Origin of the sequence: Paenibacillus sp. S25 (genome assembly GCF_019454085.1) — a bacterium.
Taxonomy (GTDB): domain Bacteria; phylum Bacillota; class Bacilli; order Paenibacillales; family Paenibacillaceae; genus Paenibacillus; species Paenibacillus polymyxa_B.
In genome coordinates this window covers 1411464-1425511 of sequence record NZ_CP073683.1, presented here as the reverse complement: position 1 = coordinate 1425511, position 14048 = coordinate 1411464, and the positions used below count along the sequence as shown (strand labels likewise).

Annotated in this window: 13 protein-coding genes; 3 read left to right on the top strand and 10 right to left on the bottom strand. The window is 43.7% G+C overall.

Features of this window, described 5'->3' with window-relative positions:
- Positions 1-18: 18 nt before the first annotated feature.
- From KAI37_RS06140 to KAI37_RS06125, 4 genes are all read right to left on the bottom strand, one after another.
- Positions 19-603, bottom strand: a complete 585-nt coding sequence (locus KAI37_RS06140) for a TetR/AcrR family transcriptional regulator (protein ID WP_071639923.1) — start codon at positions 601-603, stop codon at positions 19-21.
- Between the two features lie 256 nt (positions 604-859).
- On the bottom strand, positions 860-2224 hold the full coding sequence (locus KAI37_RS06135; protein WP_220030918.1) for an ABC transporter substrate-binding protein: 1365 nt from the start codon (positions 2222-2224) through the stop codon (positions 860-862).
- 125 nt (positions 2225-2349) lie between these two features.
- Positions 2350-3171, bottom strand: coding sequence for a carbohydrate ABC transporter permease (locus KAI37_RS06130; RefSeq protein WP_025721535.1), 822 nt, complete (start codon positions 3169-3171; stop codon positions 2350-2352).
- Complete coding sequence (locus KAI37_RS06125; protein ID WP_023987573.1) at positions 3168-4133, bottom strand: carbohydrate ABC transporter permease; 966 nt, start codon at positions 4131-4133, stop codon at positions 3168-3170. The genes KAI37_RS06130 and KAI37_RS06125 overlap by 4 nt, the downstream gene beginning before the upstream one ends.
- Positions 4134-4324: 191 nt before the next feature.
- On the opposite strand from KAI37_RS06125, the gene KAI37_RS06120 reads away from it, so the two are divergent.
- Positions 4325-4645, top strand: coding sequence for a hypothetical protein (locus KAI37_RS06120; protein WP_071639921.1), 321 nt, complete (start codon positions 4325-4327; stop codon positions 4643-4645).
- A gap of 112 nt (positions 4646-4757) precedes the next feature.
- Here the strand turns inward: KAI37_RS06120 and KAI37_RS06115 are convergent, their stop codons facing one another.
- On the bottom strand, positions 4758-5132 hold the full coding sequence (locus KAI37_RS06115; RefSeq protein WP_220030917.1) for a PH domain-containing protein: 375 nt from the start codon (positions 5130-5132) through the stop codon (positions 4758-4760).
- 371 nt (positions 5133-5503) lie between these two features.
- On the opposite strand from KAI37_RS06115, the gene KAI37_RS06110 reads away from it, so the two are divergent.
- Complete coding sequence (locus KAI37_RS06110; RefSeq protein WP_220030916.1) at positions 5504-6292, top strand: polysaccharide deacetylase family protein; 789 nt, start codon at positions 5504-5506, stop codon at positions 6290-6292.
- A 73-nt stretch (positions 6293-6365) separates the two neighbouring features.
- Here KAI37_RS06110 and KAI37_RS06105 read toward each other — a convergent pair whose 3' ends face one another.
- Positions 6366-7325: a sugar-binding transcriptional regulator gene (locus KAI37_RS06105; protein ID WP_220030915.1), complete on the bottom strand. Its 960-nt coding sequence runs from the start codon at positions 7323-7325 to the stop codon at positions 6366-6368.
- Between the two features lie 167 nt (positions 7326-7492).
- Between KAI37_RS06105 and KAI37_RS06100 the strand changes: the two genes are divergently transcribed.
- Positions 7493-8461, top strand: coding sequence for a Gfo/Idh/MocA family protein (locus KAI37_RS06100; protein WP_220030914.1), 969 nt, complete (start codon positions 7493-7495; stop codon positions 8459-8461).
- 122 nt (positions 8462-8583) lie between these two features.
- Here the strand turns inward: KAI37_RS06100 and KAI37_RS06095 are convergent, their stop codons facing one another.
- The 4 genes from KAI37_RS06095 to KAI37_RS06080 form a co-directional block, all read right to left on the bottom strand.
- Positions 8584-9912, bottom strand: coding sequence for a prolyl oligopeptidase family serine peptidase (locus KAI37_RS06095; RefSeq protein WP_220030913.1), 1329 nt, complete (start codon positions 9910-9912; stop codon positions 8584-8586).
- A 101-nt stretch (positions 9913-10013) separates the two neighbouring features.
- A complete protein-coding gene (locus KAI37_RS06090) occupies positions 10014-10895 on the bottom strand; it encodes an AraC family transcriptional regulator (RefSeq protein ID WP_220030912.1) in 882 nt (293 codons plus the stop codon).
- 336 nt (positions 10896-11231) lie between these two features.
- Positions 11232-12905 (bottom strand): hypothetical protein, encoded by a 1674-nt coding sequence (locus KAI37_RS06085; protein ID WP_220030911.1) that lies wholly within the window; start codon positions 12903-12905, stop codon positions 11232-11234.
- Between the two features lie 30 nt (positions 12906-12935).
- A complete protein-coding gene (locus KAI37_RS06080) occupies positions 12936-13964 on the bottom strand; it encodes a LamG domain-containing protein (RefSeq protein WP_220030910.1) in 1029 nt (342 codons plus the stop codon).
- Positions 13965-14048 lie beyond the last annotated feature (84 nt).

The window sequence follows — 14048 nt, the reverse complement described above, 5'->3', positions numbered from 1 at the left end:
CATCACTCCATCTGTCTATTAATGTTGCATGCCCAATGCATTACACACAAATACTTCAATACTTTCACGAACCTCTTGCAGATTCATCGTTTCGCCCCAAACCATAGACCGCATTGGAGCAAAAATATAAATCCCAAATAAGCAATTGGCTGTTGTTTTGGCATCCAGCTTACTTGAAATTTTCCCATATAACTTACCGGAATCGATCTCTGCCTCCATAAAATCAAAATAATCAGCCAGCACCTGCCTAATATTAAAATGCTGCTCTTGCGAAACCCAGCCCTTACTGACCAATAGACGGCAAAAGTCCGGCTCTCTCACAATAAACTCAATATGTACTTGGATCAGCTTACGAATCCTAAGCTCCACCTGATCTTTAGGAGTATGAGCCATTGCTTCATGGATATCCCGGACAAAACGCTCCATCCCCATCTTCAAAATGTAAATGTACAATTCTTGCTTGTTTTTAAAATTGTAATACAGGGTGCCCTTGGCTATGCCGCATACCTTGGCGATTTCCTCCATATTTGTTTCATTAAATCCTCGTTCAGAAAAAGCTTTGAGTGCGCCGTTAAAAATAATTTCCTTTGTCTGCTGTTTCATGCTTCCTCCTTTTTTTGAACTGACCGTCCAGTACAAAAATTATGTATTCATTATAAGCCCATTTTTAGTTATCCAGCAATAGGAAAAATGAAAATAATTCATTTTAGACATTCCGTCTAAACGCTCATTCTAAAAATGAAAATGCAAAAACGGATCGAATAAGTGAGGGGGTCACTCATTCGATCCGTTATGTCATAAAATCGGATGATAAGGGGGCCATTCTACAGATTATCAACCGATTTTAAGGGAAGGCTGACTATTTTTTTACGGTTTGATTGTATTGAGCAATTTTGCCTGTAATTTCTTGTGCAGCTTGATCCAATGCCTGTTTTGGCTGTTGCTGACCACTCAGAACGGCCTCAATTGCACCTTCTACGATTTGACGTGCTTCTGGGAATACACCCATCACTGCGCCCTGTGTAGCGGTGGATTGTGCCGATGCGTGCAATTGGTCAACCGCCGTCTGGAATTGCGGATATATTACCATATTGTCTTTGAGTACCTTCTCTTCATAGGCTGCTTTCGTGATCGGGAAGTACCCGGTATTTACACTCCATTGTGCCTGTACAGCTGGGGAAGCGACGAATTTAATGAACTCCCATGCTGCCTTCTGCTGGGCTTCAGGCTTGTTGTTCATAATGTACAAACTCGCGCCGCCTACAACCACGCCGCCTTCTTTAGCTTCATTGGCTCTTGGTAGGAATCCTGTGCCTACTTCAAATTTATCGCCAACCTGCTCCACAATATTACGCAGCGAAGCGGTGGAATCCAGCGTCATCGCAATTTGTCCTGCGGAAAAAGCCTTTGCCGTATCGTCCGAGTTACGTCCCAGATTGGAAACAACCTTTTCATCGATCATTTTCTTCCACCACGTCAGCGTTTTTACACCGGCATCCGAATTCAGCATGGATTCCGTTGCCGCTTGATCACGACCATTGCCATTATTCACATAATCCGCGTTCTGATTGGCAAACAGTTGCTCCATGAACCAGCCGTAGATGGCAATGGAAGCACCGGATTTACCATCCTTGCTCAAGGCTTTTGCAGCCTTTTCGAACTCATCATACGTTTTCGGAGGATTAGCTGGATCAAGTCCTGCGGCTTTGAATGCGTCCTTGTTGTAATATAAAATCGGGTTTGACGTATTGAACGGCATGGCGTTCAATTTACCATCAATCGTGTAGTATCGTGTAATATTCGGCTCTAGCTGCGACAGATCAAACTTATCTGCATCAATAAATTGTTGTACGGGTGTGATCATTTTGGAGTCGATCATAAATTTACTGCCGATTTCGTATACCTGAATGATGTCCGGTCCGCTGTTGGAACCAAGCGACGCTTTCAACTTGTTCAAGCTATCATCATATTTGCCTTGATATACTGGCTCTACCTGAATGTCCTTATGACTGGCGTTAAAGTCAGCAGCGATCTGCTTGATTGCTTTTTCACCGTTACCCGACATCGAATGCCACCAAGTCAGCTTCACTGGAGAAGCCGCTGCTGCCCCATCACTACCATTACTCGGCTTCTCTGCAGCAGTATTATTGCTACAACCTGCTGCAACCACCATGGCAGTCAGAATAAGCAGGGTCAATGCACTTTTCAGACGAAAAAATCTCATAATCTTTTTTCTCTCCCTTTGATTAAATGATTCTTGAATTGGCATTCTCTTGCGGTATTCTTGTGTGTTGAAGCTCTGTATATGGGCTGCTTGCGCAGGTGTTGCTTTTCATTTGACATATGTGCTCAGCCTTTAAGCGCACCCGCTGCCATTCCACGAACCAACTGTTTTAGTCCAAAGATCAGCAGAAGCAGAGACGGTAAAATGACAAGGGCCGTACCCGCAAATACCAGATTCCATGAAGTCGATTCCTGAAATTCGAGCATGGATATTCCGATCTGTACCGTGCGCATATTCTCACTATTGGTGATCAGTAAAGGCCAGAGGTACGAATTGTACATATTCAGGAACGAATACACAGCCAGTGTTCCGAGCGCAGGGCGCGATAACGGAAGCACATGGAACAGAAAGTAACGGATATGCCCGCACCCATCCATACGAGCCGCCTCAAACAGTTCCTTGGGAAGCTGGAGAAAAAATTGCCTTAACAGGAATGTTCCGAATGCCGTCGCCAGAAAAGGAACAGTCAATCCTTGATATGTATCAAGCCAGTTCCAGCTTCGTACCGTCAGGTAGTTCGGAATAATGGTCACTTCCCAAGGGATCATCATCGTCGCTACAAACATGCTGAAAATGAAGTTTTTCCCCTTGAATTCCATTTTGGCAAAGGCGTAGGCCGCCAAACTGGCTGTAATCAGCTGCCCAATCATGGTCAGACCCGAAATGAGAAATGTATTTCCAATAAAGGCTGCAATCGGAACAATTTCAAACACTTCAGTGAAATTCGCCATATGAAAAGAATGTGGAAGAAAGCTTGGTGGATAAGCGCTTGCTTCCTCCGGCGACATGACTGCCATAAAAAACGTATATATAACCGGATACAAAATGAGAGCAGCTGCAATCGTAAGCAGCACATACAGCAATGTTGAATTCAGGTGTCTTTTCATTGGTAATGCACCTTTCTTTCCACCCATTTGAACTGAATCATCGTGAGCAGCAGAATGACAGCAAACAAGACAATCGCCTGCGCGCTCCCCGTTCCGAACCGGAAATTAACGAAAGCTTCCTGATAGATGGAATACACGAATACATTCGTACTGTTCACCGGGCCACCTTTGGTCAAAATGTTAATTTGAGCAAAAGACTGGAAGGCTCCAATGATGGAAACTACAGTCACAAAAAAGATTGTAGGTGATAACAGTGGCATGGAGATACGCCAGAACGTGACGAGCGGGCCAGCTCCGTCCATTTTGGCACTTTCATACATGTCATCTGGAATCCCTTGAAGTCCGCTTGATAAGATAATGTAATTGAAGCCTAGATTCATCCAGATGGTCATCATGGCTACTGAGAACAGTGCCCAATCCGGGCTGGTCAGCCATGGAACCGGATTGATATGTAGCAGGGAAAGCACATAGTTGAACATCCCCAGTGTCGGATGAAAAAGAAATTTCCAAATGACCGCAGATGAACCGACCGACAACACCATCGGCAGCGAAAAGGCAAACTGGAAGATACGCATTCCCCGTAATTTACTGTGTGTAAGTGCAGCCAGTACCAGCGCCAATAAAATACCTACTGGTACTGTTAGCAGTGCAAATAGGAGTGTCACCTTAATCCCTTGCAGAAACAGTCCCGAGCTGAAAAGTGTAGTGAAATTATCTAACCCCACATAAGCCGCAACGTTTCCTGCGGGATCTGTAGAATGCAAGCTGAGATAAACGGACTTGATCATCGGATAAAACATAAATACAGCAAACAAAATAAGCGATGGAGCCAAAAAGGTATACGCCAGCGCGTTTTCGCGCAGTCTTTGAATTTTTAGCGAACCCGTGCGTATGCGGGCTTTAGACGAAGTCTGTTGCTGACTCCTCGTCCCCAGTCCCATAGATTTGTTAAGCTCACCCAAAACGGAGCGCCCCTTTCTTTTCAAACCAACCTCAGTAAGTGTATCGTTTCGATGTAAAGGGAACGTCAAGTCGGCTGGAGTAAAATGTTAATGTTTTTTCTTTTTGTAAAAGCAACCCTCTATAGGTAGAGCACAAAGACATGGACTCCTGCATACGATGCATCATTACATGGTATGGAGGTTAGAGGCGAATGCCGTACAACACCGTCAGTCCGCAAACTTTATATCAAGCTAGACCAGAATTACAGGCGGAACTCAAAAATATCCGCGATCATTTGCATTATCAATTAAGCCCCTACATGAATCACACAGTTAGGGTACAAACGATGGATCATCAAGTATATGAAGGAACGATTGTGCACATCGATGCGGATCACTTATATCTGAGAGTCCCTCAGGAATATCACTCCCCCTTCTCAGGCACCACAACCCCTGATCGCTCCTATGCCTACAACAATGTCATTCTGCCGCTGGTATTATATAATTTATTGGTTATAACCCTGTTGAGTTAACGCTCGATCCATATCTCTCTAATTAAAAGACAAAAAAACCTCCAAATTCTGTAAGGAGCCTTCTTGGCACATTACGAAGTTGGAGGTTTTAGTTATTTGTTTTCCATAATCATTATTGCTCACAAGAGATACCTGCTTCTTGCTCTAGTACAGCTACAAAGCCCTCTATACAATCTCCACTCGGCAGGTGGGTGAACACCTCGTTCACACCCTGATTAATCAGCGTGATGTTCCCCCTAGGATCCGACAAATCCTTATCTAGCTTAGCCAGTGAAATATGGTGATAATTGATGAACTTGACCCAAGGAGTACCCATAGTGCAGGAATAAAAGATGATTCGTTCGGACGTCACTGCCAGCATTCCATGAAGCGATATCTTCTGGGAGCTCTGTTGCAAATCATACGTACACCCCATATATGATCGGATGTGTTCGCCCGCTTCTAATGTCAGACTAATAGCCCGCAACTCTTTTTCATTTGTTTTCATCCCGTCTCATCTCCTGTTCGAAGTTCAGGAACGAGTCGCAGCTCCTTGACCTCAGATCAGCTTTTGCGGCTTGTCCCGTCGACCTCTTCATTTTTCGTCAGATTAAGACTCTCACGAACTGGACAATGACCTACCTCAACTGCACATTGAAACCAAGGATGGATATGTACAACTTAACATGGGTACAGGATGTTATCAACAAGCAAGCTATCACTATTTTTGAGCATAACTCCGTAATCTGCGCCTTGCTGAAGAAGCAATTAGATCTAATTTTAAGTGATTGGAATGGATGAATTTCAGAAACGAGGAATGGTATATGCTTCTTCTTGGCAAGCTAATGTGAGAATACGTTAGAACGGAGAAGAAGCCTTATGAAATATAACCGTTTGCTGTGCGCTGGAATCGCTGTTTCTTTACTCTGTATCAGCTCTTGTCCCACTCCATCTACCAATGCACAGGCCCCATCATACGCCGCCCCTACTCCTACAAAGGGAAGGGCCTATTACGAAGAACGGGGCGACATTGTATGGGAAGTTCCTACCCATCGTAAGCTTATCGCTCTCACATTCGATGACGGACCGGACGAAAGCAACACGCCTGCCATTTTGGATTTGCTTAAAGAATACGATGCTAAAGCGACATTTTTTGTCGTCGGCAGTCGTGTAGAAAAGCTGCCTCACCTTGTCAAGCGGGAACGAGAAGAAGGGCATGAAGTTGGCAACCATACCTTCCTTCACTCATCCTTTCAGTATATTTCCCGCAACAAAGCTCTGTCCGAATTGGATCAAGCTCAGGCGAGCATTGTTCAGGCAACTGGTACGGGAACACATCTTTTTAGGCCGCCCGGCGGCTCCTATACTGATTCGCTGGTTAAGCTCTCCAAGGAGAAAGGGCTGAAAATTATTTTATGGTCCTGGCATCAGGATACCTTAGATTGGCGAAAGCCTGGTGTGCATCGCATCGCTAATAAGGTCCTTCGCAACGCCCGTAACGGCGACATTGTCCTCATGCACGATTATGTACATCAAAGCACACAAACCGTTGAAGCCTTGAAAATTATTCTACCCGAGCTCAAGAAGAGAGGTTATACCTTCGTTACGGTATCCCAATTACTCTCTAATCGGGAAAAACCGGATGGGCTGATTGAAGTGAATAAGTGAAAGGAAGAATTAAACTCCGTCAATTATTGATTGACGGAGTTTTATATCGTACATATCATGTCATGGACATTTGTTATCGGGAGCTTTGCTCCAGCAGTTTTAATGCTGTCTCTTCCGTTGTGACAAGCACATTCATGTAACCTCCATTCAGTGCACCCAGGATTCCTGGAACCTTTTCTAAAGATTCTGCTACACCAACAGAAAGTTTCGCCTTTTTGATTTGCTCCAGCGAAATGGTAAGTGTCCTATCTTCCAAACTCGTTTTTATTGGAACACCGCTATCGTCAAAAAAACGCGAGCAAATATCTCCGGCCGCCCGTCCATCCTCCAATTCTGTAATAAATGCATCGCCATAAAAGCCTCTCCACTTTTCATGTCCCTGCAACTTCGCTGAGCCAATACCAAATAAAGCAATATCTAACTTATCCCAATATTCTGCGATTGTCTTGAAATAAGGAGACTTTATCAGTTGCTCCCTGGTCTCCCTCTGCTCTGTAATCGCCGGTGCATCAATCATTAATGAACGGGCATTCCACTTAAGCGCCGCTTGATAACAAATAGTGTTCACATGATAGCGGCTCTCCAGTTTTCCTGAGGGACCACCAACCATGGGTATGAATGTTACAAAAGGGCGGCTGTCGGGGGAAAACTCCTCCACTACACTCGCTAGACTGCTACCCCAAGAAAAGCCGATAACATCCTTTTCCTGAACCTTATGCTGTAGCCAGTCTGTGCAAGCCTGACCTATGGCTTTACGCTTAAGGTGGCTTGGCTGAGCTGGATCGGTCATAACAACAATAGCTTCTTGAAGTCCAAAATGCTCGCATAGCTTCTGCTCCAGTGGAAGTTGGCCGGCTGCCCCATAATTAATTGTAATGCTCACGATCCCCTCTTCACGTACCCGCTTCAACATCCGGCTGATTGTTGTCCGATAAATGCCCAGCACTTTAGAAATCTCACTCTGTGTCATGTCCTGCTCATAATACATCTGGGCAACTTTAATTAAAAGTTTCCGGTCTTCTTGCAAATTCATCTTTTCAACCTCTCTTTGCACATCCTGCATTTGACAGAAAAAATAACCGCCGATATACTATAGACGATCATTTTGCACACATTTTATCATAATGCACAAATGTGCAGAAGATCAAATATTACTGGGAGATGATTGGCTTACATCAAACTAAGAGCGGGGGCTTCACAATGGATCACTTGAAGTGGGGTATTATCGGGCCGGGATCGATCGCTGCGGAATTCGCAGCCGCCCTGAATGAGCTTGGCGGAACACTATATGCAGTAGCCTCGCGGACACTGGAGAAAGCTGAGGAATTTGCCAGCCGATACGGCGCCTTGAAGGCTTATGGTGATCACAGCGAAATGCTGCAGGACTCTGAACTGGATGCCGTCTACATCTCCACACCGCACAGTCATCATTATCAATACATTATGGAATGCCTTTTGAAGGGCAAGCATGTTCTCTGCGAAAAGTCCATCACGGTAAACAGTGCACAGCTATGCAAAATTGCCCGTCTGGCCGAAGAAAAACAATTAGTAGTGGCTGAAGCAATGACGATCTACCACATGCCACTTTATAAAAAGCTGCGGCAACTCTTGGACGAAGGGGCCATCGGCCGTTTGAAAATGATTCAGGTCTCTTTCGGCAGTCATAAAGAGTACGATGTGAATAACCGTTTCTTCAGCAAGGATCTGGCCGGAGGGGCACTACTGGATATTGGAACTTATGCCATATCATTTGCCCGTTATTTTCTTTCGGAGAAGCCGCAAGAAATTCTATCGACTGTCAAACGCTTTGAGACGGGCGTGGATGAACAATCTGGTATCATCCTGAATAACAGTGTAGAGGAGATGGCCATCGTCTCTCTGGCTATGAGATCCAAAATGCCCAAGCGGGGTGTTGTGGCGGGAGAATTGGGGTATATCACCGTGGACAATTTCCCTCGGGCCTCCAGCGCCACTGTTCAATATTTGGACGGAACTGTAGAACTCATTGAAGCAGGAGATAGTGACAAAGCACTGCAGTATGAGATTGAAGAAATAGAGAGCCGTATTGCCGGCAAGAGTAACTGCAATACCCTAGCCCTCTCCCTCGACGTTATGGATATCATGAGTCAGATACGAGAGCAGTGGGGAATCAAGTACAGTTTCGAATAACCGGTCTATCCACTGTATAGTCTGGGATGAGATTCTTGGCATTTGGTTTTGAAAAGAATCTCATCCCCCAAAATATAAAAAGCCGCGATTTACGCGGCAATTAATAAGATCATTGCTATACTTTAGTCCAATGTTTTGGAGGCCAGCCATTGCATCATAGTTGTTTTCTTTCCGTCAATCAGCTTCGATACTTCGTTGTTATACACGTAAATCCAGGACCAGTGGCCGTTGTATTCATACGGTGTTTGGTCGCTCTTCTTGTACAAACCAGAGGTATCCACTACGTTATCAAATAACGACATATGAACATCCTTTGCTCCGGCATTCACTAAACGGTTGTAGGTCGGAATAGTATAATCGTTGGGCGGTACTACGGTGTCGGTTTTGGCAGCCACAAACCAGATCGGCAGGTCCTTCATTTCGTTAATCTGTTCATCGGTTATAAGGCTGTCCTTCAAGGCTTCACAGGCCACCACAGCTGCTGCAAAATAATCTTTATAATCACGGATCATCAGCATAGTCATGTAACCACCGTTGGAGTCTCCGCCAATGTAGATTCGATCTGTATCAATGTCTTTGTTCTTGGCCACGTACTCCTTAATTAAGGACATCAATGCTTGCTCGTACTTGGAGGTTCCATCTCCAAAGCCTGTAAAGCCATCCATCCAGTAGGTTGGGGTCTGAGGTGCCAACACATAAGCCCCGCCAAAATAGGATTGGATATCCTTAGAAGCAAAATTCGCTGCTTTATTTCCGGAAATCGGAATCGTCGGATCGGTACCTCCCTCACCCATACCGTGCAGCCAGATCACTAGAGGGTTTTTCACTTTGTCTTGTGCCGGTGCGTAGTCCACATACGTTAAAGTAACACCGTCAAAAGTAGCTTTGCCAGTTGTAAATTGATCAACCAGCTTCCGTATCTCTCCTGCGGAAGTATCAATCTTCAAGCCGGAAATCGTTCCTGATTTGGTTTTAATAACTTTTTGCTGCGTGATCGTGTATTTGTTATCATTCCATGCATTAAACCCAGAGCCTGCCGCATCATAATGAATAGCGGAGCTTAGTGTTAAGGCCGGGCCGATTTCCATTTCCAATACAACGTAGCTTCCGATTTTATTTACAGGGTTGCCACTTTTGTCCGATACATAGGCCTTGGTGACTTTCCGGTTGCCATTCTCAATAAAGGGATTTACCAGTCGGTTGTCGCTTCTTCCCACATGCACCTTAAACGTATCCTTTGTTATCGCATCTTTAGGGACTGGCTTACCCAGGTTAACAATGACCTTTGTAATGGCTGCTCCCCAATCTTTAACCTCTGCAACCGTCCGGTATGAGGTGGGCTGTATCTTTACATCCTTGGCCCATACACCGGAGCTGAAAGCAAGAGTCGTACCGATAGCTAAAGTGAGTAACATAGTTGTTTTAGCAGCCTTTTGAAACCGTTTAAACATGATGTCTTACCTCCCAGGTCCATTAATAAAACGCTTACATTATTTATTTTAATAAATTTTTTTATTTGCATCCTGTCTTTTATTAGCCTAATTCAGGTCAATTACTGACTCCTTGCTCCAGAATGCCTCTTGTTCTCTTTTCGATATTGATGCGGTGTTGCCTGAAAAACCTTCTTAAATACCCTGGCAAAAGACTTCTCGTTCGGAAATCCGTGCTCCAGCGCAATTTGTATAATGGAATGATCCGTATTCATAAGAACACGATAAGATCTCTCCAGACGGATGGCATTGATATATTGAAATAGGGTCATCCCTACATGCTTGACAAAAAAACGGGACAAATATTCGGGAGACAAACTAAAAACCTGGGCTATCGAATCCAAGGATAAGCTTTGATCGTAATTCTCTTTGATATAATTGGTTATCAACGTCAGCCGCTCCAAATATTTATCGGAGTTAAAGCCGCGGATAGACTCATTATCCATTTTAAAATGCATTAATAACAGATACACCAGTTTATAAGATAGCGATGTTAAATGGATATGTGCTAAAGAGTCATTATGCTGGTTGAGATAAGCCACAAATAAGGTGTTTAACAAATCACGCAGCTCCGCAAAATGCTGTAATCTCTGCTCGTTAGTTTCGAAAATGGAGATACAGTCAAATGAAATGGGGTTACTGCCGTTAACATTTGCTCTGATAAATTCAGAAGGAATCAGAACGGTTATAGCCTCTCTTCCTTTTCCCTTAGCTACAGAAAAGGAATGAATGGCATTCGAATTAATGAGCACAATATCTCCTTCTTTGGAGCTATAACTCGCGCCATCAATATAGATATTATCGATTCTTCCTGAAAGCACATAGGATATTTCGATGCTGTCGTGCCAATGCCCAGGTATGTACGCTGGTTCATTTGAGGAATGAACTATAATTTTTAACGGAAAATGATTGTCTGCCTGGACCAGCTCATATTTGTATTCCAAGTTTGTCGCTCCTCTCAGATGTGCTAAATAGAAGAAAATGGCTCCAGCAGAGTGCCGAAACCACTTGTATTTAACCTTCCTCTCTCTATAAACAAAAAAACCTAAGTATAACAAAATACATAAGATCCTTGGATCTTAACATTTTGTTCCTTAGGTTTTGCCCGTGTAACAGTAACAATCCTAATACTATTCATTTAATTAAGCTAAGTATATAGCGGGTTGAAATCCACGTCAACGCTTTCATTTTGGGCGTTCAACCGCCTAATTACCGGTAAAACAATATGGTCTCTAAACTCACCTAAGTAAATTTGCACTAAAATTCCTTAGTAATATAACTCACAATCGAATATTATCGCTCTTTCGGTCAGGATCTGAAATGAACTTGATAAGACGATAGGTATTCCAGTAACCTCTTGAACGCCCGTATTTATCTACACGACGGGTACCACTATCCCATTCACTAGTTGCACGGTGGACAGTTCTAACTCCCCACCGTCCCGAAAAGTTCCACCATGTAGGCATTTCCACAATTGGATTTTCCAATGAAGTCGGTTCAGGTAGTGGATAGCTACTTTCAGGTAATTCAGGATCGAATCCAAATCGATCAATTACTCGAATCATGGCTTTTAGACCTTTGCCCACAGGTGCAACTCCTGGACTTGTTAACGTTGGGAACCCTGAAGGCAATGCCTGTCCTCCACCTCTCCTAGCAACGTCGGTACTGCTCGGAAGTGGTGCCTCTGTAATCGTTGGATCGTCCTTGAGCAACCAAGATAGCACAAACAAAACTAGGCCAATTAAAAATACCACACCAGAAACAACTAAACATACAACGACTGCTGGAGGAATTGACGATGCTATAAAAGCAAGACATATCCCAGCACCGGTGCCAGCTGCTCCCATAATAGCACCTCCAATGGAATTTAGAGTTGGGTCAGGAGGCGAATCCCCAGAAATCACCACTGCTCCTGCAATGTTAAACAAGTTCTTGTGTAGTCCAGCACCGACAAATGCCACAGTATTCGTACCAAACCTGATTACTCCCAAGTTAGGATTGTTGACATTAAAAAGAGGACGTACCTCTGCCGCCAATGGTGAGTCAAGATCTTCACCGGTAGTATAGCCTTTACTAAATACTACAAAGCGGGGCTCAAAATAGTTAATACACTTCTTTACATCGTTCCCATAGAGAAAATCCATACGTTCCCGTCCATCTCGACTCTTACGCATGCCTAGATCATCAAAGATATTTTTAATGAAAATGGTAATCGCTTCCCACTGTCCCTCCCGTTTATGAATCTCGTCATCTTCACTAGATAGGGCCGGTTCCATTGCAGGATAAAGCATATAATAAGTTATAGCAATATAACGATCAAGGTCTAGCATAATGTTATTCTTATCAGGTTCATCTGATTCGATGCTTGGGGGAAAATCACGTTGTTTATTATCTTTTACACTATCCCTCCGTTCTTTATCAAGCCGCGGATATGTTCCAGCCCATTCAACCTCGGCGTAAATGGTCGGGACGCTTAGACGCGGTAAGGTAAATTCGGGCGAGGGTCTAGGTTCATCTAATGGTATTATTGGATTAATATTGCTACTTACTGACCTAAATAGCAAATCAAGATATTGAAGAGAACCTTTTGTGTAGCCTTGATCGTCGGGAGACAGAGCATCATCCCAACCTGCAACATTAATAAACAAATCCCGATTAAATCCAACAGTAAATTCTTGTCCAATACCATTAGGCCCGGTATTACTGAGGACCAAGTGATCACCTGCGGGGTAATGGCTACCTGCTTGAACATCTATATCGCCAAAGCTAGTGGAATTGCGGTCTACCATCATTACTGCACTACCTCGCTTATTAGTTTTACCATTCCATGAATCAGTGGCTAGATGATCCAACCATTCTTCGGCGGCAATTGGGTAAAATCGCTCACTCGGATCGAAAAGCAGGATTGGCTGAAAAGCCAAAGCGAGTTCCACTGAGTTTAAATTCTTAAACATGTTTATCACCCTCCTGTTTTATTCTCAGGTTTACCTAGACAAACGATGAATCTCGTCAACGAGCGCATTCGGATCTATGGTTGTCTTATTAAGGCAAAACGCGCTTAGTACACCTTGAAGTTCATCGAAAGGTAAAGGCATGCTTTTGATGAGATTGTCTCTTTCTCCCTCAATTTCCTTAATCTGATGTGCACTAAGGTTTTGCATTGCGAGTAAAGCAAGCCTAGCCTGAGCCGAAGTGTAAGCTGCCTGGTCGCCTCGCAAAAAGGCTGTAAAAGCTTCAAAAGAGTATTGACGTTGCTGTTTTGTAACTTCAGCATCGTTACCCCTTACTTGGCTCATGATGTCGAGACCAAACTGTAGTATCTCACGCCCTTTAGCTTCTACCGATTCAGGTGTCTCTTTGTACTGTCGTAACTTTTGCACAACAATATCAATGGCTTTACTGTCTTTGCAAGAGGAATTCAGGAGCCCATTAATGTCTTTATATGGATCATATTTAAACAATTTTATTTCACTGATAAGCCCTTTAAAGGTCGAGTTGTTTACTAATTTATCGGCCTCGTGTCCTATGGCAATGCCTCTAGATCCAATAGAACTTACTTGTCCCTCACCATTATATGTTTCGGCAACTTTCACTCCATCAAGATAAAGTTCTGAAGTATTTACTCCATCATATAGGAGTTCTGCTGTATGCCAATTGTCAGTAGTAATAAGCCCTGGCTCGGATCGAACGTTCCAATGGTTGCGATCGGTGAAGATGTTCCCTTGCAATGACCCATCACTTTCAATCCACATTCCAAAACAATGATCACCCCGGATAAGGTTATATGTCCGATTGAAAGCTCCTTCTGGAGACAAATTAAATGAAACGAGGACGCGGATAGACCAAAGATCCTTAAGACTAGGGTTAGGGTCAATTTGAACTATGCTCTCTGGTTTGTCAAAGAAAAAAGCTTCTGGCTGTTGTTTAACATATAATGGCAAGCCATGGTTGCGATTATCAGACAAGTCAAAGGATGAGCGGGAATAGCAATGATGGACAATTAACTTATTCAAAATCCTTCCTCCCCTTTTATCAATAATATATATTCTGAACAAACGATACTTAAATATTCGTAGCTTTTGATACCAATTTGCAGA

Bases quoted from the DNA above. Each gene is read 5' to 3' on its own strand.
- KAI37_RS06135 (WP_220030918.1), bottom strand. From the start codon at position 2,224: ATGAGATTTTTTCGTCTGAAAAGTGCATTGACCCTGCTTATTCTGACT.
- KAI37_RS06115 (WP_220030917.1), bottom strand. From the start codon at position 5,132: ATGAAAACAAATGAAAAAGAGTTGCGGGCTATTAGTCTGACATTAGAA.
- KAI37_RS06110 (WP_220030916.1), top strand. From the start codon at position 5,504: ATGAAATATAACCGTTTGCTGTGCGCTGGAATCGCTGTTTCTTTACTC.
- KAI37_RS06140 (WP_071639923.1), bottom strand. From the start codon at position 603: ATGAAACAGCAGACAAAGGAAATTATTTTTAACGGCGCACTCAAAGCT.
- KAI37_RS06085 (WP_220030911.1), bottom strand. From the start codon at position 12,905: ATGTTTAAGAATTTAAACTCAGTGGAACTCGCTTTGGCTTTTCAGCCA.
- KAI37_RS06095 (WP_220030913.1), bottom strand. From the start codon at position 9,912: ATGTTTAAACGGTTTCAAAAGGCTGCTAAAACAACTATGTTACTCACT.
- KAI37_RS06120 (WP_071639921.1), top strand. From the start codon at position 4,325: ATGCCGTACAACACCGTCAGTCCGCAAACTTTATATCAAGCTAGACCA.
- KAI37_RS06130 (WP_025721535.1), bottom strand. From the start codon at position 3,171: ATGAAAAGACACCTGAATTCAACATTGCTGTATGTGCTGCTTACGATT.
- KAI37_RS06100 (WP_220030914.1), top strand. From the start codon at position 7,493: ATGGATCACTTGAAGTGGGGTATTATCGGGCCGGGATCGATCGCTGCG.
- KAI37_RS06105 (WP_220030915.1), bottom strand. From the start codon at position 7,325: ATGAATTTGCAAGAAGACCGGAAACTTTTAATTAAAGTTGCCCAGATG.